The following is a 20,338-nucleotide window of genomic DNA, read 5'->3' as shown; positions in this document are numbered from 1 at the left end:
ACATTATGTTTTACGAGATTTTTTTATTATTCAGCTTCAGAAACTACTGTGAAGCGTTCGTTTACATGTTTTGGGTTTTCAATTTCATCAATTGCTGCAACTGCGAAGTCTTCGTAACTTACGTAGCTATCACCTTTTGCGTTCACAAGAAGGTTGTCTTTACCAGCTTTATAAGAACCAGTACGTTTTCCTAATGCGAATAGTGCAGAAGGGCTGATGAATGTCCAAGTGATGTCATTTGTTTGTTGTAAGATTTCTAAGTTTTTACCTTGGTTTTGAGCTGTTGCAAGATATTCTTTCGGGAAACCTGGTGTCTCAAATACACGTGTTGTTTTCTCTTCGTCTACAAACAAGCTTCCAGCACCACCAACTACAAGTAATTTTGTGTTAGGTGCACCTTTCATCGCTTCAATTAGTACGTTTCCTGCATCTACGTGAAGGTGTTCTTGTCCTGCTGGAGCACCGAATGCATTTACAACTACATCGAATGCTTGCAAGTCGTTAGATGTAAGAGAGAATACATCTTTCTCTAAAACTTTTACATTGTCTTCCTTAATTTTTGCAGCGTTTCTTACGATTGCAGTTACTTCATGTCCGCGATCTAATGCTTCTTTTAAAATACGACTTCCTGCTTTACCATTTGCTCCGATGATTCCGATTTTCATAATAAATCCCTCCAAAGTGTTTTGTTAAAGTGTATATCTGAAAGTAAATGAATGTGTTGTAATAAGGTTTGTTACAACCTGATGTAATCATTATAGTTACAGGTAGACGCTTTTGTCAATGGGGTAGTTTGTAGATTTATTTTTTGTTTTAGTATGCACAGTTAGAGGGAGGGTAGTCAGTCATAAAGATATTGTTACTGTGAACCTGGCTAATATTTGGAAATTGCAAATTGTCGAAAAATGTTGATTTTTGAATGTTTTTTAAATATAATTCGTTTTATGGAGAAAAGGAGGGGTTAATTGTATGAATATTTTGGAACAATTCGTTTCGTCAACGAATACAATTCTTTGGTCATATATTCTTATTGCAATGTTAATTGGTTTAGGTCTTTATTTTTCTATTAAATTGAAATTCGTACAAATTACTCATTTAGGGGAAATGATTCGTTTAATGAGTGATGGGTTAACTGGAAAGACGCGTAAAAAAGGCAGTGTATCTTCTTTCCAAGCATTTTGTATGAGTTCTGCAGCTCGTATTGGTATAGGTAACTTAGCTGGTGTAGCGTTAGCTATTTCTATGGGAGGACCTGGAGCAGTATTTTGGATGTGGGTTATTGCGATTATCGGGGCTTCTTCAAGTTTCGTCGAAAGTACGCTTGCACAAATTTATAAAATAAAAGATGGCAGTGGATTCCGTGGTGGTCCTGCTTATTATATGGAAAAAGGTTTAAATAAACGTTGGATGGGGATTTGGTTCTCTATTCTGATTACAATTAGTTACGGTTTAATTTTCAACTCAGTACAAGCAAATACAGTTACATTAGCGTTTAAAAATGCATTTGGTATTGAGCGTTACGTTGTTGGGATTGTATTAGCAGTATTAGTTGCGGTTATTATTTTTGGTGGTGTAAAAAGTATTGCGCGTATGTCGGAAATGATTGTTCCGCCAATGGCAATTCTTTATATTGCAGTAGCGATTTTCGTTGTTATTAAAAACTTCTATTTACTACCAGATGTGTTTACAGAAATCTTTAAAGGTGCATTCGGTTTAGATTCAGCTGTAGGCGGTGGTATCGGTGCTGCGATGAAATATGGTATTCAGCGCGGGTTATTTGCGAACGAAGCAGGTATGGGTAGTGCGCCGAACGCGGCAGCAACAGCTGATGTAACGCATCCAGCCAAACAAGGTTTTATTCAAACAATCGGCGTTTTAGTAGATACATTCTTAGTATGTACATCAACAGCATTTATCGTACTATGTTCTGGTGCATATAAAGCAACGAACTTAGAAGGTATTGAATTAACACAAAATGCATTAAGCTCACAAATTGGCCCATGGGCGAGCAGTTTCTTAGCGATTATTATTTTCTTATTCGCTTTCAGTTCACTTCTAGGAAACTACTACTATGGTGAAACAAATATTGAATTTATTAAGCAAAGTAAAACGTGGTTAACAATTTACCGTGTTGCGGTAGTTGGAATGGTATTATTCGGTTCTGTTGCGACGCTTCAAGTTGTATGGAATATGGCAGACTTATTTATGGGTCTAATGGTAATAACGAACTTAATTGCGATTACACTTCTTGGCCGATTTGCGTACGCGGCATTAACAGACTATGTAAGGCAAAAGAAACAAGGGAAAGATCCAGTCTTCAGTGCAGATTCTATTCCTGGTTTAACGAATACAGAGTGCTGGGATAAGCCAGTGGTAACAGATAAAGAAAAAGCAGTGTAATTGAAAAGGCGAGCATCGAGGTAAATTTGATGCTCGCCTTTTTTGTTGTAGTAAATGATGAAAAGGGTGAGGGGTAATTATTAATATAACTTTTTTGTTTGTTCCTCTCGTTATTTGTGGGGAACGTACTGTTTTAAAAGTATGGCTGGTCGAAGAGGATAAGAGATTGAGTATTGGATAAATGCATGTAATAGCTATATTTTTATGAAAAAAACACGTATGTTAAGATAGTTAACGTATTCATGTCATAAAACCTAACATAAAGTTCTTGATTACTAAAAGTTTTTAGAATATAATTTTCTTATTGTTAGGAAGAGGGGGCAATGCAAATATGGATTTTTTAGCTAGGGTAATTGGGGATGTAAATAATATCCTTTGGTCATATGTCATTATTGCGATGTTAATTGGGTTAGGGCTCTATTTTTCATTTCGTGTGAAATTTGTCCAAGTTCGTTACTTCGGTGAAATGATTCGATTACTTGGGGATGGAGCAAGCTCGAAAACGAGGAAAGCACAAAAAGAGAAGAGCGGCGTATCATCATTCCAAGCATTTTGTATGAGTACAGCTTCTCGTGTAGGTACTGGTAACTTAGCTGGTGTAGCTATCGCAATTTCAGCGGGTGGTCCAGGAGCAGTATTTTGGATGTGGTTAATCGCGGTAATTGGGGGTGCTTCTGCATTTGTAGAGAGCACATTAGCGCAAATTTATAAAGTGAAAGATGGGAATGCATTCCGTGGGGGCCCAGCGTATTATATGGAAAAGGGTTTAAATAAACGCTGGTTAGGTGTTGTGTTCTCTGTTCTAATAACAGTAAGTTTCGGATTGATTTTTAATGCTGTACAGTCTAATACTGTAGCGGCTGCCTTTGATGGGGCATTCAAAACAGATAGTAGGTTAGTAGGTCTTGTTATGGCTGGTTTACTTGCCGTTATCATTTTCGGCGGAGTAAAACGAATTGCTCGCGCGGTTGAAATGATTGTTCCAGTAATGGCAATTATTTATGTAGCAGTGGCATTATTCGTTGTTGTGACAAACATTACGGCAATTCCGTATGTATTTAAAGAGATTTTCTTACATGCTTTCGGAATTAAAGAAGTAGTAGGTGGGGGACTAGGAGCCGCGATTTTACTAGGGGTAAAACGCGGATTATTCTCAAATGAAGCAGGTATGGGTAGTGCGCCGAACGCAGCAGCGACTGCAAACGTAACGCACCCAGTTAAACAAGGTTTCATTCAAACTTTAGGGGTATTTACAGATACATTATTAATTTGTAGTTGTACAGCATTTATTATTCTTTTATCAGATGTGCATAATGCAGCTGATTTAAATGGAATTCAATTAACGCAGCAGGCGTTAAGTCAACATATCGGTCCATGGGCTTCTATATTTGTAGCAGTTGCAATCTTCTTGTTTGCATTTAGTTCATTAGTAGGTAACTACTACTATGGTGAAACAAATATTGAATTCTTAAATGGAAGTAAAGTGCTATTAACAGCGTACCGCATTGCTGTACTTGGTATGGTTATGTTAGGATCTGTAGCGACAATTCAAATCGTTTGGGATGTAGCAGATTTATTCATGGGTATTATGGCTGTTATTAACTTAGTGGCGATTGTATTCCTCTCTAAGTATGCTTTTGCGGCATTATCAGATTACGTAAAGCAAAAGAAACAAGGGAAAGATCCGGTATTCTATGCGGATTCTATTCCAGGTTTGAAAAATACAGAGTGCTGGGATAAGTCAGCAGTAGCTGATAAAGAAAAAGCAGTATAATGAGGTGAGCATCAAGTGAAACTTGATGCTCATTTTTTGTTTTATCCAGTTGTTTATAGATGGTAAAAGACGAACATTTATGAGTATTTCATAATTAAATGTAATTTTTTAAAGAAAAGTGCGGATATGAGTTGTGATTTATGTTAGAATGGAAAATGCCTTTGAAACAAGAGTTTTCATGACATTTCCTATCCAATCGAAGGTTACGGAGGAGAAATGGAAAGTTCGGATTATTTCTTGTTTTGAATGGTCAGACGTTCAACGTTAATGAAGAGTTAAATGGAGGATTTTATTAATGAAGTTTGTTATGTTTCTTGTAGGATTACTCGTTGTATTTGTACTCGGTTTTCTTATAAGTGCCGATCGAAAGAAGATTAAGTATAAACCAATCGCAATTATGCTTATTATTCAGCTAGCATTATCTTATTTCTTATTAAATACGCAAGTTGGTTATATTTTAGTAAAAGGAATTTCAGATGGATTTGGCGCACTTCTTGGATATGCGGAAGCTGGAATCGTTTTCGTATTTGGTGGTCTTGTTAATAAAGGAGAGGTTTCATTCTTCTTAACAGCGCTATTACCAATCGTATTCTTTGCGGTTTTAATCGGAATTCTGCAACACTTTAAAATTTTACCGATATTTATTCGTGCTATTGGTACGTTGTTAAGTAAAGTAAATGGTCTAGGAAAACTAGAATCATATAATGCAGTAGCAGCTGCCATTGTTGGACAAGCAGAAGTATTTATTACAGTAAAAGATCAATTAAGTAAAATCCCAAAACATCGTTTATATACATTATGTGCATCTTCTATGTCGACAGTGTCGATGTCAATCGTTGGTTCTTATATGAAAATGATCGAACCGAAATATGTAGTAACAGCACTTGTATTAAATTTATTTAGTGGTTTCATTATCATTCATATTATTAACCCGTACGATATTACAGAAGAAGAAGATACACTGAAATTAGAAAATAAGAAAAAACAATCATTCTTTGAAATGCTAAGCGAGTACATTATGCTTGGTTTCACGATTGCGATTACAGTAGCAGCTATGTTACTTGGTTTCGTAGCATTAATTACAGCAATTAATAGCTTGTTTGATTCAATGTTCGGTATTACATTCCAAGCTATTTTAGGATATATTTTCTCACCATTAGCATTCGTAATGGGTATCCCGCAAGCTGAGATGGTAACAGCGGGACAAATTATGGCAACAAAATTAGTATCAAACGAGTTTGTTGCGATGCTTGATCTTGGAAAAGTAGCTGGTGATTTATCGGCTCGTACAGTTGGTATCCTTTCTGTATTCCTTGTATCATTTGCGAACTTCTCATCTATCGGAATTATCGCAGGTGCAACGAAAGGTATCGATGAAAATCAATCAAATGTTGTATCATCATTTGGTCTACGCCTTGTGTACGGTGCGACATTAGTAAGTATTCTATCAGCGATTATCGTTGGTGTTATGTTATAAAAAAAGATGGTCCTAGCTCATAGCTAGGGCTATTTTTATGGTAAATTTGCATGAAAAAACCAATTAATTAGGAATATATTAACATATAAAAATCTTTTAAAATTTATATTGCATTTCGTCTAGATAACGCTTACAATTTGATTTGTAGGTGGTATCAATTTCAGACTTTCAATTATGGTAGGAGAGAAGAAGCTACCTTTTATAAATTGCAATTTATGTAAACGCTTACTGATTTTAGATGACAGTTGAATAGTTTTAGGGGTTTTAAATTTTTTTAACAACAATGGTCAGACGTCATTCGTTATACGTTATACGACCAATAACTCGTGGGAGAAGTGGAGGATTCACATATGAAGTTCGTAATGTTTCTAGTCGGTTTACTTGTAGTGTTTGTACTAGGTTTCCTTATCAGTTCAGATCGTAAGAAAATTAAATATAAACCAATTGCACTTATGCTTGTCATTCAATTGGTACTTGCGTATTTCTTACTAAATACAAAGGTCGGATTCGTATTAGTAAAAGGAATCGCAGATGGATTTGGCGCTATTTTAAAATTTGCGGAAGCTGGGGTTAATTTCGTATTTGGTGGTCTAGCAAACGATGGACAAGCACCATTCTTCTTAACAGTATTATTACCGATTATTTTCTTAGCAGTATTAATCGGGATTCTGCAACATATTAAAGTTTTACCGATTATCATTCGTGCAGTCGGTTTCCTATTAAGTAAAGTTAACGGTTTAGGAAAACTAGAATCATATAATGCGGTAGCAGCTGCAATCGTTGGTCAAGGGGAAGTATTCATTACAGTAAAAGATCAACTAAGCAAATTACCGAAAAATCGTTTATACACACTTTGTGCATCTTCAATGTCTACAGTATCGATGTCAATCGTCGGTTCTTATATGAAAATGATTGATCCAAAATATGTAGTAACAGCACTAGTATTAAACTTATTCAGTGGATTCATTATCGTTCATATCATTAATCCATATGAAGTAAAAGAAGAAGACGATATTTTAGAATTACAAGAAGACAAGAAACAAACATTCTTTGAAATGTTAGGCGAATATATTATGCTTGGTTTCTCAATCGCTGTAACAGTAGCTGCGATGTTAATCGGTTTCGTAGCATTAATTACAGCAATTAACGGTGTATTCGATTCAATTTTCGGAATCACGTTCCAAAGCATTTTAGGATATATCTTCTCACCATTAGCATTCGTAATGGGTATTCCAACATCAGAGATGCTACAAGCAGGACAAATTATGGCAACAAAATTAGTAACGAACGAATTCGTTGCAATGCTTGACCTTGGTAAAGTAGCTGGTGATTTATCAGCTCGTACAGTAGGTATTTTATCTATCTTCCTTGTATCATTTGCGAACTTCTCATCTATCGGAATTATCGCAGGTGCAACGAAGAGTATCGATGGCAAACAAGCAAACGTTGTATCATCATTCGGTTTAAAACTTGTATACGGTGCAACGTTAGTAAGTATATTATCAGCGATTATCGTTGGGGTTATGCTTTAATAAATTAAGAAAAGCAATGAGCGTAGGCTCATTGCTTTTTTGTTTAACTTGCTTTATCCAAGTCTCTTTTAAAACGTGGTTTCTCTAAATAAGTTCCCAGTCTCCACGCATATTCCACTGGCCCCATTCGGTATTTTTGGAGCCAATAGGTGCTAACGAATAATTGAATCGTATAAATTCCGATGGTTAAAAGAATACCAAAGAAATAGCCAATTTTCTCGTATAAGCCAAATCCATATGCGTAAAAAATGGTTGTTGCGATAATAGATTGCGCTAAGTAATTACTAACGGACATTTTCCCCATGTTCGCCATGTATGTTAGTAGACGGGTTGCTTTTTTGTAATGGAATAATAAAATGATTGTGCTTCCGTAAAAGAAGGTCATAGTTACTGGTGTAAGGCCATCTTGTAACATAATTAAAAGCGGGTGCTTTACGAACATAGCTAAGATTTTAATTGTAAAAGAAAAGAGACCGGTGGCAAACCATATTTTTTTGACAGCAGGTATATGTTTATTGACCTCAAATAGCCAGCCTTTTTTCCCTACATACATTCCGAGTAGAAACAGTGGAGACATAAAAATTATTGCGAAAACTGATATGAAAAATAATCCGAATGCACCGTCAATTCCCATGTAATCAAAAGGATTTTCAGTCAATCTAAAGTTGACGTGATCCATATAGCTTCCAGTTTGATGGACTTTATGTTCTTTTTCAGTATAAGGTGCAAAATCATTTATATTTGTAGATGGATCAGTTTGATAAGACATAAGTGTAATAAGTGCGAGTAGAATAATCGCCCAAATGAGCAAAGTTTTCGGTTTTCGATTGATGAACATCATTAAGAAAATCCCAATTATTCCGTATGCAAATAAAATATCTCCCTCCCAAACAAAAGTGCCGTGAATGTAGCCGAGTAGTAAAAGAATGATAATACGTCTTATGTATGTGGGGAAGAATTTTTTTCCTTTTGCGATAATACTTTTTTGTAACAAAATAATGCTAAGCCCAAATAGAAAAGAAAATAGGGATATAAAGTTATGTGTGCCGAAGAATTGAATAAACCAATTAGCGCCTTTATCAAGATCGCCGAATAGATAAGTTGGTTTTTCACTGGTGAAGAACCCGAATTGAATTAATGTCATATTGACTAGTAAAATGCCAAACAAAGCGAAACCACGAATTGCATCAACAGCTTCTACACGTTGATTCATTTTTCCTCTCCTCGTATATTCGTTTTTATATTGAAAATAATACCATTTTATAGCTGGCACTATGTCAAATATGAGGAAATTTAAGGTGATTTTAAGATAGAGAGCAAACAAAAAAATCACCTCAATACATGTATTAAGGTGATTGAAATATTATTCAGCTGGAGGCGTAAATGTACGTTTCTCTAATTCAGCATCTAGCATAAACAGTGCGTTTGAATCGCTTGTAATACGTTTTAATTTTTGAATGATGCTATCGAATGAAGCTTCTTCTTCAACTTGTTCGTCAACGAACCATTTTAAGAATGTAATTGTTGCATGTTCACGCTCGTCCCAAGCGATATCAGATAAGTTATAAATACGTTTCGTTACTTCACGCTCGTGCTCAAGTGCGACTTCAAAAGCGTTTAATACAGATTCGTATTCGTTATTTGGATTATCAAATCCAGTAATAATAGCGCGTTCTCCGCGGTCATTAATATAGTTGTAAAGCTTCATTGCGTGGAAACGTTCTTCTTCAGCTTGTACAAGGAAAAAGTTAGCGAATCCATCATAGCTCTCAGCTGTACAGTAAGCAGCCATTGCCATATAAGCATGGGCAGAGTAAAATTCAAAGTTCATTTGTTCATTTAATGCGTCGTGCAATTTTTTTGATAACATAAAATCCCCCTTAGTATTGTGACAAGAATATTATACCATAATTGATAATATTCTCATTTAGATACTTCGAACCTTTTCGAAAGCTTTGTGACGTGTGCATCCATAATGTCTTGTAAGTCTAAATCATATTTTTGCGAAAGAATAATAAGGTTAGATAGTACATCGCCAAGTTCTTCTTTTAGTTCTTGTTTTAGCTCTTCTTCTGTTTTCGCATCTTCATCAGGGCGATCGCGGCCAATTTCAATAGCACGAACGACTCGTGAAACTTCCCCAACTTCCTCGGTTAAGAAATTTAAGCGAATAAAGGCATTATACTGTGACCAGCTTCGTTTTTCGTAAAATTCCTCAACCCATCTTTGAAATGCAACGATATCCATTTCTTCCTCATCTCCTCAATATGTTGTACAATGTTCATTGTATCATAACAATATATAGTTTCGGGGTGTAGGGATGAGAAAGATTTGTGTGTTTGCAGGTTCTAATTTAGGGGAGAGACCAGAATTTAAAGAGCAGGCAATTCAGTTAGGTAAAATGTTTGTTGAGAACGACTATGAGCTCGTATACGGTGGTTCATGTGTCGGATTAATGGGAGAAGTAGCAAACGAAGTTCTTCGTTTAGGTGGACGTGTAACAGGTGTTATGCCGCGCGGTCTATTCCGAGGAGAAATTGTGCATACAGGATTAACAGAATTAATTGAAGTAGAGACGATGCACGAACGTAAAGCTAAAATGGCAGAGCTTGCAGATGCTTTTATTGCGCTTCCAGGCGGATACGGAACGTTTGAAGAACTATTTGAAGTTGTATGTTGGTCACAAATTGGTATACATAATAAGCCGGTTGGTTTATTAAACATAAAAGGTTTTTATGGACCAATTTTGCAAATGGTTGAACGTGCAGCAGAAGAAGGATTTATGAATCCATCAAATAAAGAATTGATCGTTTCAGCAGAGACAGCAGATAAACTAATTCATGCAATCCAAAATTATGAGCGTCCTGTTTTGGGAACGAAGTGGAAGCAACTATCATAGCAAATACGGAAACACATGTCGTTTTAATTTAAGATGGCATGTGTTTTTAATTTGGTTAAATATGTTAATTTTTAGATGTAATGTTTTTGGAAAAGGAGAAAGAGATGGAGGAGTTTGTGTATTTAAGACCGGTTTTTAAAAGTATTTTAGCAGCATCTATTCTTGTTATGCTAATTGTTTTGAGACAGAAGAAAGAGTTGATTAATGAATTTTCACTTTGAGTTATCTCGGTATTGTGTATCGGTGTTTCCGCGATAACGTTGTTTATGTCTGGATTCATCGTTGATGAGTATAATCTAGCCGGAGATGTGCAGAGTTTTAACATGTTTATTGCGATTGGTTGTATTAGTGGTCTGAATTTCATTATTTATTACAGAAGGCAATAAAAAGAGGCATTCCATATTACTTTGGAATGCCTTTATCATTTTGATTGCTTTGTTTTTTATACAGGTACCAGCCACCCCAGCCGCCACCAATTGCTACGACAACGAGGAAAGCATAGTCCTTAACCTCGACACGTATATTGAAAATATTAGCTATAAGTAAGAGAATCCCAACTGTTATTAACGCAAAAAATGCTCTAATTAAGTAGTCTTTCAACTGAACCACTCCCGTCATTTAAGTAGTAAATGATGAATTTGGAAAAGCTTTTTGGGTCTATGATACTAAAGGATGTTTCCTATATTTTAACATAGATGAGATTGTAATATATTGATAAAAGTAGGGGAGAGGTGTTTGTTAATATTGTCGTGATTTGTCGATAAGTCGATATAATTAAAAAATCGCTGATATATTGGAGGGAATCGCCGATATAATTGGAAAATCGCTGATATGTTGGGGGGAATCGCCGATATATTGGAAAAATCGCTGATATAAATTTCATGTACCAGCATGCGCGACCAATCTATAGAAAAAAGCGACTTTGAACGAGCCGCCTCCGCTTTAAATGATATCCAGCTCCGGTAGCTAGAATGTTCGGTGGCTTCGCTTTTTCCTGCGAGGCAAAGAGCGCCTCTACGTCAAAAGCTCCATCCCCCTCACATTCTGAGCAAGCTACCTCCGCTTTTAAGTAATATCCAGCTCCAGCGGCTAGAACAGTCGGTTGTTTCACTCCTTCATTCGAGGCAAAAAGCGCCTCGTAATCAGGAGTTCCAACACCCTCCTGTTCTGAACGAGCCGCTTCCGCTTTAAAGTAATATCCAGCTCTAGCGGCTAGAATCTCCGGTCATTTCGCTCTCTCGCTCGAAGCAAAAAGCGCTTCAAGGTCGAGAGCTTGAAGTGCCCTGCGATTCTGAGCAAGCCGCTTCCGCTTTTAATTATTATTGATTCAAGAACGCACGTAGCATCCAAGCGTGTTTTTCTAGTTCTGTGTAGATGCCTAGTAGTAGGTCAGATGTCATTTCATCGTCAGAGTCTTGAGCGATTTCCATGCCTTTTTTCAGTTCGACTAGCATCATTTCGTAGTCTTTCATGATTGCTTCGACCATCCCTTCTGCAGTTTCTCCGTATGCTGCTTCTTGAATAGAAGATAGTTCTAAGTATTCTTTCATTGTTGCTACTGGTTTGCCGCCAATTGCTAAAATACGTTCTGCAATTTCATCGATGTGAGTAGCTGATTCTGTGTAAAGTTCTTCGAATTTCTCGTGTAATGTGAAGAATTGAGGTCCTTTTACGTACCAATGGAAGTTGTGAAGTTTTGTGAATAAAACGCTCCAGTCTGCTACTTGTTTGTTTAATACTTCGATTACTTGTTTGTTCATTATGATCAATCTCCTTTTGAGTTGTTATGTGATATCAATTACTAATTTATAATTATTGTAATCTAGTAATCTCTATAAATCAACCCTTTTGCTGGAATTAATTTGAACAAATTATGAACTGTTGTAAATAAAAGGCCCTATTACGGTGAAGTAATAGGGCCTTTGTTTGTTAAACAGCCTTTTGTTTTTCTTCTACATCTTGCCCATCCCAACACTCTGTATTCTTTAAGCCAGGGATAGAGTTTGCAACGAAGACAGGATCTTTTCCTTGTTTCTTTTGCTTCAAATAGTCTACTAATGCAGCGTAAGCAAATTTGCTAAGGAATGAGATGGCAATTAAGTTTGTGAATACCATTAGTCCCATGAATAAATCAGCTAAACTCCAAACTGTTTTAAGAGCAGCGATTGATCCGAAGAATACCATTCCGACAACTGCAACACGATAAATCATTAACCATGTTTTACTTTCTTTAATGAATGCGATATTTGTTTCACCATAATAGTAGTTTCCTAGAAGTGAACTGAAAGCGAATAGGAAAATAATAATCGCTAAGAAAGTGCTTGCCCACGGTCCAATTTGTGAACTTAATGCGTTTTGTGTTAATTCGATACCTTCTAAATTTGATCCTTTGTAAAGTCCAGAACATAATACGATAAATGCTGTTGATGTACATACTAAGAATGTATCTACGAAAACGCCTAACGCTTGAACAAGCCCTTGTTTTACAGGGTGAGATACATCAGATGTTGCGGCTGCATTAGGAGAACTACCCATTCCCGCTTCTGTAGCGAATAAACCGCGCTGAATTCCGAACTTGATTGCTGCTCCAATACCACCAGCGATGGCTTGGTCTAAACCGAATGCACCGTTAAAGATTTCCATGAAAATGCTTGGTAACATACTGAAGTTGTTAATAACGACAAAAATAGCCACGCCGATATAAACGATTGCCATTGGCGGAACAATCATTTCTGTAATACGTGAAATGCTCTTAATGCCACCAAAAATAATAACTGCAACTAATAAGGCTAATAGAGCTCCTACGATTGTTCGCTCTAGTCCAAAAGCATTTTCAAACGCTATTGTTACTGTATTTGCTTGCACTGAATTGAAAATTAATCCATACGCAACTGTAATAAGAAGTGAAAACCAGACGCCCATCCAGCGTTTGTTTAACCCTTTTTCCATGTAATATGCTGGCCCACCACGGAACCTACTTCCATCTTTTACTTTATAAATTTGCGCAAGTGTACATTCTACAAAACTAGTAGCTGCTCCGATAATTGCGATAAACCACATCCAAAATATTGCGCCAGGTCCACCCATTGAAATTGCTAATGCTACACCAGCTAAGTTTCCGATACCGATACGTGCTGCTGCACTTAAGCAAAATGCTTGGAATGGTGAGATGCTATCTTTCTTTTTTTCTTTTCGATTAAACCCTTTACTAATTAAGCTGACCATCTCACTGAAATGAGTAATTTGGACAAATTTTAATTTAAAAGAGAAGTAAAGACCGAAGCCGATTAGCATTGCAATAAGAATATATGACCATAAAATATTATTCGTTACCTCAAGGAATCTGCTAAAGATATCAACCATATAATACACTTCCTTTTTTTCGTAATAAGAAAATTATATGCAAAAAATATACGAGAATCAATTTTTCTAAAAAATTATGTTACTTAAAACATTTTTGTGTTATGATTATGTTACATCGTAATATTTTTAGAATTATTTACATTTTAAAAAACTAAATTTAAAGCGAGAAGGTGGGGATAATTTGAAAGAAGATTCTTTATGGAAAGTAAGCCTTGAGAGTTTGAAAATGAGAAGTAATATATTTTTTATCATTACATCTTTAAGTATCTTTTTAGGGTCCACTTATTATTACAATAAAAGATTTCCAAATCACAAATATCCTGAGTGGTTAGAATTTCTAAAGTTGATTGGATGAATAAAAGACAGAAAAACAGAAAATTAAAATAAACAAGTTATGGAGGAGCTAAAAATGAATATTAGAGAAAGTGAACTTCCGGGTATTGGTTATAAGTTTCAAATCGTTACGAAAGGTAATGAAAAGATGGTAATTGTCATTCATGATGATGGTCGTAGAGAAATGTATCATTTTGATTCAGACCATGAAGAAAGCATCTCAAGTATTTCACTACGTGACTCAGAGGCAAGACAAATCGCTGCAATATTAGGTGGAATGGTATATAAGCCTAGGGCGTTAGAAAATGTTGAGATGGTTTTTGAAGGTTTAGCGATTGAGTGGTTCAAAGTGGAGAATACAGCTCCAGCAATCGGAAAAACAATTGGCGATCTTGAAATAAGAAAAACATATAGCGTAACAATAATCGCGGTTATGAAGAAGAACATGAAGAAGCTATTTAATCCAGGACCAGAAACAGTAATTGAAGAAGGAGATATGCTTGTAGTTTCAGGTGAGAGAGAAGAAATTAAAAAAATCATTAATGAATTACTTTCAAATAGGGGGGACTGATTAGATGGATACGTTAATTTTTGAAGTTGGTACAGCTTTAGTTTTAGTGGCAATTGCAGCAGTAATTGCTGGAAAATTTAAATTCTCAGTAATTCCTTTTCTAATCGTTCTTGGAATGTTAGTAGGACCGCATGCACCGACAATAGGTGTTATCGATCTCAAATTTATTGAAAGTGCAAGTGTAATTTCTTTCCTTGGACGGATTGGGGTTCTATTCCTTCTATTCTATCTAGGATTAGAATTTTCAATGAAAAAACTAATTAAATCTGGACGCTCTATTGCGATTGGCGGAACGATTTATATTTTAATTAACTTTTCACTTGGTTTGTTATACGGATTTATAATGGGATTCCCATTACTAGAAATCTTAATTATTGCGGGTATTATTACGATTTCTTCTAGCGCTATCGTTGCTAAAGTGTTAGTGGACTTAAGAAGAACTGGTAATAATGAAACCGAATTAATTTTAGGAATTATTATGTTTGAAGATATATTCCTTGCTGTATATTTATCAGTTGTTTCTGGTTTAGTACTTGGGGATCACGCTTCCTTCTTAGGTGCCCTTACTTCAATTGGAATTGCTTTAGGATATATGCTTCTATTCTTTATAGTAGCTAGAAAGGCTACGCCGTTATTAAATAAATTGCTCAATATTAGCTCAGATGAAATCTTTATTATTGTAGTATTTGCTTCTTTATTCTTCATTGCTGGTTTTTCAGAAACAATTCACGTTGCAGAAGCAATTGGAGCACTTCTTCTAGGATTAGTTTTCTCTGAGACAGAGCATAGTGACCGAATTGAACATCTTGTTGTTCCATTTAGAGACTTTTTCGGAGCTATTTTCTTCTTCAGCTTCGGGTTAAGTATTGATCCGTTCTCATTAGGCGGAGCGATATGGTTAACGTTAGGTGCTGTCCTTCTTACAATAATCGGAAACTTTGTAGCAGGAATGATTGCAGGAAGACAAGCAGGATTATCTCATAAAGCATCAACAAATATAGGATTAACCATCGTTTCAAGAGGAGAGTTCTCCATCATTATGGCTAATATCGGTATCGCCGGTGGTTTAATGTCAGTACTGAAACCATTTTCAGCACTATACGTGCTTATACTATCCATTTTAGGCCCACTTCTGACAAAGGAGTCGAAGAATGTATATAAATTCTTAAATAAAATCTTTAAGTGGGATACGAAGACTAACTAAATTAAAAAAATAAAAGTACAAGATATTTCCTGCTTGTACTTTTATTTTGGTGATGAAAACAGTAAAGAGAGGTAAATGATGTTAGGAGAGTTGATTCATTCGGTTTTAGTTTTTTTAGAAGGACTTGGTTATTGGGGAATTATGCTTGGATTAATGCTAGAGGTTATTCCAAGTGAAATCGTATTGTCTTATGCAGGCTATTTAGTATCAACAGGAAGCATTACATTTTGGGGCGCTGTCGCGTTCGGTACAATTGGTGGTGTAATTGCACAACTATTCATTTATTGGATTGGTCGATATGGAGGAAGACCTGTTTTTGAGCGATATGGAAAATATATTTTAATTCAGAAGAAACATATTGATTATGCTGAAGATTGGTTTAATCGTTATGGAACTGGCGTTATCTTTACCGCACGTTTTATTCCGGTTGTGCGTCATGCTATTTCGATACCAGCGGGTATTGCGAAAATGTCACATGCTAAGTTTATTACGCTAACTACATTAGCTGTTATTCCGTGGTCAATTGTGTTTGTATATTTAGGTTTTAAATTAGGAACAGAGTGGGAAAGTATTAATAAAGTTGCGGGGCCATATGTGAAATACTTTGCACTTGCTGCTATTGTTAGTGCAATTGGTTATTTTGTATTAAAAAAAATGATGAAAAAAAAGTGATTACAGAAAAGGAATCTATGTCGACATAGATTCTTTTTTTATTGGCATTTTTTCAAGGATGAAAGAATACGTTTAATATTTACTATATTGTGGCATACATATAGGAAAAGGGAGTTTGGAAAGGGGAATAAAGAAAAATGGAACTCCAGTTTCAAAATGTATATCAACAGGTAGAGAATTGGTATGTGTTGGATTCGGAGCTTCCTTGGGATGTCAAAAAGTTGAGAGAGGATTTGTTTTCTCTTATTGAAGTATGTAAAACGCCCGTTATTTTTTGTGATACGTGTGATGCAAATGATGTGCTTCTATCATTAGGGGAAGAGGAAGAAGAGTTCCTATTCCCAGTAGGTGGTTTTTATCATAAAGAAAAGCAATTAATTTTCGTTTGTATGTGGGAAGAGTATGATCAAGTTCTCAAAACGCTACTGCATGAATTCCGCCATGCGATGCAGCATAAGAGAGATATATTGTATGTGGGAAGTGAACGGTACGAAGAGCGGTGGATTGAAAAAGATGCGAGGAAGTTCGCGGAGAGGAAATTGGATGAATATAAGAGTAGAAAGTTAATGTAAAGCATAGTGGAGAAATAGCGCTGTGCTTTTTATGCTTATTAAAAATAAGTATTTGACTTTTATTAAGTTTAGTTCTAAACTAATGATATGAAACGAGCGAGGTGATGAAATGAAAACAGAAGATAGACTAGGGCTACTATTATGGTTTCGTTTATCACGCTTTTATAATAAGAGTATTCGTGAGACGAATCAGCATTTGAAAAAATGGAATGTATCTGCCGCCCAGTTTGATGTGTTAGCTCAAGTTGGAGGACATGAACGTTTAACACAGCAAGAACTTGGAAATAAGCTATTTGTTACGAAAGGAAATGTAACGCAGCTTTTAAATAAAATGGAGCAGCTTGAGTGGATTTTTCGTGAACAAGAGGGTACTACGAAACATATTTCTTTAACAGAAAAGGGAAGAGCTTTATATGAGGAAATCGTCCCACCTCAAGAAACGTTCCAAGCAGAGAAGTTTCATAATTTAAATATAGAGGAACAAAAGCAATTATTAACACTACTAAAAAAGTTACAGTAAGAAAAAATTTTAAAATAAATCTCGAATTCGAGATAGTATGAGGTGAAGGATATGTTTAGAAAAATTGATCATAAAAATATGGGCAGAGCAAATCATGGTTGGTTAAATACACATTTTCATTTTTCTTTTGCCAATTACTATAATCCAAATAACATGAACTTCGGAGCGTTACGTGTTATTAATGATGATCTAGTAGCGGCGCAAACTGGTTTTGATATGCATCCACATCGTGATATGGAGATTATTTCTTACGTTGTAGATGGTGCTTTAACACATGAAGACAGCATGGGAAATCGCGGAACGATTGAGCGTGGACATGTTCAATATATGAGTGCTGGCACGGGTGTATTTCATAGCGAGCATAATTTAGGCGATAAAACGCTGCGTTTATTACAAATTTGGATTTTACCAGACCGTGCAGATCATAAACCAAACTATGGTGAGTTTAAATTTGATTGGAGCAAGCGTGAAAATGAATGGTTCCATATGGTATCTTCAGTAGAAGGAAATGCACCAATTCAAATTCACCAAGATGCGAATTTATATTCCTTATCATTAGAGGCTGGAAAAGAAATTCATTTTCCAGTGAAAGAAGGCCGTCAATTGTACCTTGTACAAATTGAAGGAAGCAGTGTAATCAATGGTGAAAATCTTGTTATGCGTGATGCAGCAGAAGCGGTAGAAGAAGATATTCATATTGAAGCAAAAGAGCAATCTCATTATTTAGCAATTGAATTGAAAAAACAATAAAAGGTTTATAGAAAAGAGGACATCCGATAGATGTTCTCTTTTTTTGATTGGAATTGTCTGAAAAATGTTTCTCAAAATTTTGGTAGAGGTATCGGCTGGGAAAATAAGAATTGTATAAAAGTGTCAAAAATCTTTATGGGAATGGGGAATGTTATAGTGAAAAAGCAAGTCATTTCATCAGCATTAGCGTTAACTGTTATCGCAGGGGGATTTGGAGCGTTTGGGGCAACGACAACGAAAGCGGAAGAACAAAAAATTCAATATCATCAAGAATTTAAAACACCTGCATACATAGGTGAAGAATGGAAAGCACCGGAAGGACTAGATAAAAAAGAGACAGTCTTTCAATACTTAGAGAGTAAGAAAGATATGTTTAAATTAGCAGGAAATATTGAAAAGCATTTTAATATCGTTGGGGAAGAAAAAGACGCTGAATCTGATACGACACATGTGAAGCTAGTTGAAAAACATAATAACATTCCTGTGTACGGTTCTGATCAAACTGTTACACTTGATAAAGAGAATAATGTAAAAGCATTCTTCGGACAAGTTATTCCGAATTTAGATGATAAAAATATTCCTGCAGCTGCAAGCATTACTGCGGAACAAGCAGAAACGATTGCAAAGGCAGATATTGAGAAAGAAATTGGTAAAGTAAAGAGTTATGACGGTGTGAAAAAAGATTTATTTGTATATGAAAAGGACGGTAATTACTACCTTGCATACTTAGTTAAGGCATCGATTTCAAAACCAGCTCCAGGATATTGGCATTATTTTGTTGATGCAACGAATGGAAATGTTATTGAGAAATATAACGCTGTAGATAACATTACTGGATTTGGTTACGGAGTATTAGGTGCTAGACAATCATTTGAAATTGCTCAAGATACGAAAACAGGACAATTCAACTTGTTTGATGGTAAACGAGGACAAGGTGTTCATACATTTGATGCAGAAAATATGGACGAGAACTGGTTTAATTTATTCTCACAATGGCTTGGATATACAGGAGAAGAAGTTGAAAGTAAATCTAAGTTCTTCGAAGATAAAGCTGCAGTTGATGCGCATGTAAATGCAGGGAAAGTATATGATTACTACAAAAAGACATTTAATCGTAACTCTTTCGATGATAAAGGTGCGAAGCTTATTTCAACTGTTCACGTAGGTACAGCTTGGAATAACGCAGCTTGGAATGGTGTGCAAATGATGTATGGTGATGGAGATGGAAAAACTTTCATTCCATTATCTGCTGGACTTGATGTTATCGGTCACGAATTAACGCATGCTGTAACTGAACATACAGCAAACCTTGTTTACAAAAATGAGTCAGGGGCGTTAAATGAATCGTTATCTGACATTATGGGTGTTATGGTTGAGAAGAAGAGCTGGGATTTAGGTGCTGACATTTATACACCTGATAAACCAGGCGATGCACTTCGTTCATTAAAAGATCCAGCGTCTATTCCAAACCCATTAAAACCAAGTGAAGGTTACCCAGATCACTATAGTAAACGTTATACTGGAACAGCTGATAATGGCGGCGTTCATATTAACAGTAGTATTAATAATAAAGCTGCTTATTTAGTATCTGAAGGCGGAGATCATTACGGCGTGAAAGTAACTGGAGTGGGCCGTGAAGCGACAGAAAAAATTTACTACCGTGCGCTTACGAAATATTTAACTGCAAACTCTGACTTCAAAATGATGCGTCAAGCTGCACTTCAGTCAGCTGAAGATTTATACGGTAAAAACTCTAAAGCTGTACAAGCTGTAACGAAAGCTTATGATGCAGTAGGTGTAAAATAATAAGAGAAAAGACCTGACATCCTAGTCAGGTCTTTTCTTTATCCCGCTATCCCTAAATGATGAAATTTCCACTTTATTTAGTCGCGAATACTTAATGCGATTTTCGCCATACGTGACATACGTTCTTTCGACCAGGGCGGATTCCAAACGACATTTACTTCTATTTCATTAACTTCAGGTACGTTTGTTGATAATACTTTTTTAACGTCTGATACGATTTGCCCAGCCATTGGACAACCGATAGAAGTCATAGTCATCGTAATGACAGCATTATTATTTTCATCTGCTGTAACGTCATACACTAATCCAAGATTAACGATATCAACACCTAGTTCAGGGTCAATAACAGCTTCTAAATTGGCAAGTAATTTATTTTCAAATGCTTCTTGTGACATAAGCAGCCCCTCCTACACTTTAATGATATCGATTCTCATTATAACGGAAATGAGCATAATGTGCAGGAAA

At 35.9% G+C, this 20,338-nt stretch carries 21 protein-coding genes and 1 pseudogene; 13 read left to right on the top strand and 9 right to left on the bottom strand.

From position 1 onward, the window contains the following. Positions 1 to 26: 26 nt before the first annotated feature. Positions 27 to 665 carry an NAD(P)-dependent oxidoreductase gene (locus ACTFR8_RS20785; RefSeq protein WP_098378932.1) on the bottom strand — a complete coding sequence of 213 codons (639 nt, stop codon included), beginning with the start codon at positions 663 to 665 and terminating at the stop codon, positions 27 to 29. Between the two features lie 304 nt (positions 666 to 969). Here ACTFR8_RS20785 and ACTFR8_RS20780 point away from each other — a divergent pair, with 304 nt between their 5' ends. The 4 genes from ACTFR8_RS20780 (at position 970) to ACTFR8_RS20765 (ending at position 7,183) form a co-directional block, all read left to right on the top strand. Further along, the gene (locus ACTFR8_RS20780; protein WP_001022940.1) at positions 970 to 2,400 is read left to right on the top strand and encodes an alanine/glycine:cation symporter family protein; all 1,431 of its coding nucleotides are present in this window, start codon (positions 970 to 972) and stop codon (positions 2,398 to 2,400) included. 331 nt (positions 2,401 to 2,731) lie between these two features. Continuing rightward, positions 2,732 to 4,174 carry an alanine/glycine:cation symporter family protein gene (locus ACTFR8_RS20775; RefSeq protein ID WP_000346415.1) on the top strand — a complete coding sequence of 481 codons (1,443 nt, stop codon included), beginning with the start codon at positions 2,732 to 2,734 and terminating at the stop codon, positions 4,172 to 4,174. A gap of 295 nt (positions 4,175 to 4,469) precedes the next feature. Continuing rightward, positions 4,470 to 5,651: a NupC/NupG family nucleoside CNT transporter gene (locus ACTFR8_RS20770; protein ID WP_000673839.1), complete on the top strand. Its 1,182-nt coding sequence runs from the start codon at positions 4,470 to 4,472 to the stop codon at positions 5,649 to 5,651. Positions 5,652 to 6,001: 350 nt separating this feature from the next. Beyond that, positions 6,002 to 7,183: a NupC/NupG family nucleoside CNT transporter gene (locus ACTFR8_RS20765; protein WP_000673874.1), complete on the top strand. Its 1,182-nt coding sequence runs from the start codon at positions 6,002 to 6,004 to the stop codon at positions 7,181 to 7,183. 43 nt (positions 7,184 to 7,226) lie between these two features. Here ACTFR8_RS20765 and ACTFR8_RS20760 read toward each other — a convergent pair whose 3' ends face one another. The 3 genes from ACTFR8_RS20760 to ACTFR8_RS20750 all read right to left on the bottom strand — a co-directional run bounded on the left by ACTFR8_RS20760 (position 7,227) and on the right by ACTFR8_RS20750 (position 9,430). Further along, entirely contained in the window at positions 7,227 to 8,396 is a 1,170-nt protein-coding gene (locus ACTFR8_RS20760; protein WP_001076354.1) for a DUF418 domain-containing protein, read from the bottom strand. A gap of 150 nt (positions 8,397 to 8,546) precedes the next feature. After that, positions 8,547 to 9,053 (bottom strand): ferritin, encoded by a 507-nt coding sequence (locus tag ACTFR8_RS20755; protein ID WP_000949403.1) that lies wholly within the window; start codon positions 9,051 to 9,053, stop codon positions 8,547 to 8,549. Between the two features lie 53 nt (positions 9,054 to 9,106). After that, a complete protein-coding gene (locus tag ACTFR8_RS20750; protein ID WP_000355749.1) occupies positions 9,107 to 9,430 on the bottom strand; it encodes a MazG nucleotide pyrophosphohydrolase domain-containing protein in 324 nt (107 codons plus the stop codon). A gap of 88 nt (positions 9,431 to 9,518) precedes the next feature. Here ACTFR8_RS20750 and ACTFR8_RS20745 point away from each other — a divergent pair, with 88 nt between their 5' ends. Next, positions 9,519 to 10,082, top strand: a complete 564-nt coding sequence (locus tag ACTFR8_RS20745; RefSeq protein ID WP_002062664.1) for a TIGR00730 family Rossman fold protein — start codon at positions 9,519 to 9,521, stop codon at positions 10,080 to 10,082. A gap of 104 nt (positions 10,083 to 10,186) precedes the next feature. Continuing rightward, positions 10,187 to 10,468 (top strand): annotated as a pseudogene (locus ACTFR8_RS20740) (hypothetical protein). A gap of 16 nt (positions 10,469 to 10,484) precedes the next feature. Here the strand turns inward: ACTFR8_RS20740 and ACTFR8_RS20735 are convergent. The 4 genes from ACTFR8_RS20735 to ACTFR8_RS20720 form a co-directional block, all read right to left on the bottom strand. Beyond that, a complete protein-coding gene (locus ACTFR8_RS20735) occupies positions 10,485 to 10,682 on the bottom strand; it encodes a hypothetical protein (protein ID WP_000656312.1) in 198 nt (65 codons plus the stop codon). A gap of 304 nt (positions 10,683 to 10,986) precedes the next feature. Further along, the gene (locus ACTFR8_RS20730; RefSeq protein WP_252209727.1) at positions 10,987 to 11,193 is read right to left on the bottom strand and encodes a hypothetical protein; all 207 of its coding nucleotides are present in this window, start codon (positions 11,191 to 11,193) and stop codon (positions 10,987 to 10,989) included. A 208-nt stretch (positions 11,194 to 11,401) separates the two neighbouring features. Then, the gene (locus ACTFR8_RS20725; RefSeq protein ID WP_001041895.1) at positions 11,402 to 11,842 is read right to left on the bottom strand and encodes a Dps family protein; all 441 of its coding nucleotides are present in this window, start codon (positions 11,840 to 11,842) and stop codon (positions 11,402 to 11,404) included. A gap of 169 nt (positions 11,843 to 12,011) precedes the next feature. After that, positions 12,012 to 13,445 (bottom strand): alanine/glycine:cation symporter family protein, encoded by a 1,434-nt coding sequence (locus ACTFR8_RS20720; protein ID WP_000227591.1) that lies wholly within the window; start codon positions 13,443 to 13,445, stop codon positions 12,012 to 12,014. A 409-nt stretch (positions 13,446 to 13,854) separates the two neighbouring features. On the opposite strand from ACTFR8_RS20720, the gene ACTFR8_RS20715 reads away from it, so the two are divergent. From ACTFR8_RS20715 to ACTFR8_RS20685, 7 genes are all read left to right on the top strand, one after another. Continuing rightward, on the top strand, positions 13,855 to 14,349 hold the full coding sequence (locus ACTFR8_RS20715) for a cation:proton antiporter regulatory subunit (protein WP_001026075.1): 495 nt from the start codon (positions 13,855 to 13,857) through the stop codon (positions 14,347 to 14,349). A 4-nt stretch (positions 14,350 to 14,353) separates the two neighbouring features. Next, positions 14,354 to 15,553 (top strand): cation:proton antiporter, encoded by a 1,200-nt coding sequence (locus tag ACTFR8_RS20710; RefSeq protein WP_000380223.1) that lies wholly within the window; start codon positions 14,354 to 14,356, stop codon positions 15,551 to 15,553. Positions 15,554 to 15,631: 78 nt separating this feature from the next. Beyond that, on the top strand, positions 15,632 to 16,225 hold the full coding sequence (locus tag ACTFR8_RS20705; RefSeq protein WP_252209726.1) for a DedA family protein: 594 nt from the start codon (positions 15,632 to 15,634) through the stop codon (positions 16,223 to 16,225). Positions 16,226 to 16,362: 137 nt separating this feature from the next. Continuing rightward, positions 16,363 to 16,797, top strand: a complete 435-nt coding sequence (locus tag ACTFR8_RS20700; protein ID WP_000422800.1) for a DUF3920 family protein — start codon at positions 16,363 to 16,365, stop codon at positions 16,795 to 16,797. Positions 16,798 to 16,906: 109 nt separating this feature from the next. Beyond that, a complete protein-coding gene (locus ACTFR8_RS20695; protein WP_000845481.1) occupies positions 16,907 to 17,317 on the top strand; it encodes a MarR family winged helix-turn-helix transcriptional regulator in 411 nt (136 codons plus the stop codon). Between the two features lie 51 nt (positions 17,318 to 17,368). Beyond that, a complete protein-coding gene (locus ACTFR8_RS20690; protein ID WP_098378930.1) occupies positions 17,369 to 18,067 on the top strand; it encodes a pirin family protein in 699 nt (232 codons plus the stop codon). Positions 18,068 to 18,223: 156 nt separating this feature from the next. Then, on the top strand, positions 18,224 to 19,873 hold the full coding sequence (locus ACTFR8_RS20685; RefSeq protein ID WP_033685825.1) for a M4 family metallopeptidase: 1,650 nt from the start codon (positions 18,224 to 18,226) through the stop codon (positions 19,871 to 19,873). A 77-nt stretch (positions 19,874 to 19,950) separates the two neighbouring features. On the opposite strand, the gene ACTFR8_RS20680 is transcribed toward ACTFR8_RS20685, so the two are convergent. After that, positions 19,951 to 20,268, bottom strand: coding sequence for a metal-sulfur cluster assembly factor (locus tag ACTFR8_RS20680; RefSeq protein ID WP_000076423.1), 318 nt, complete (start codon positions 20,266 to 20,268; stop codon positions 19,951 to 19,953). Positions 20,269 to 20,338: the final 70 nt, after the last annotated feature.

This window comes from Bacillus cereus group sp. MYBK15-3, from assembly GCF_051916765.1.
GTDB lineage: Bacteria > Bacillota > Bacilli > Bacillales > Bacillaceae_G > Bacillus_A > Bacillus_A cereus.
Note: the sequence above shows the minus strand (reverse complement) of the source record. Positions and strands in the feature narration are given on the sequence as shown.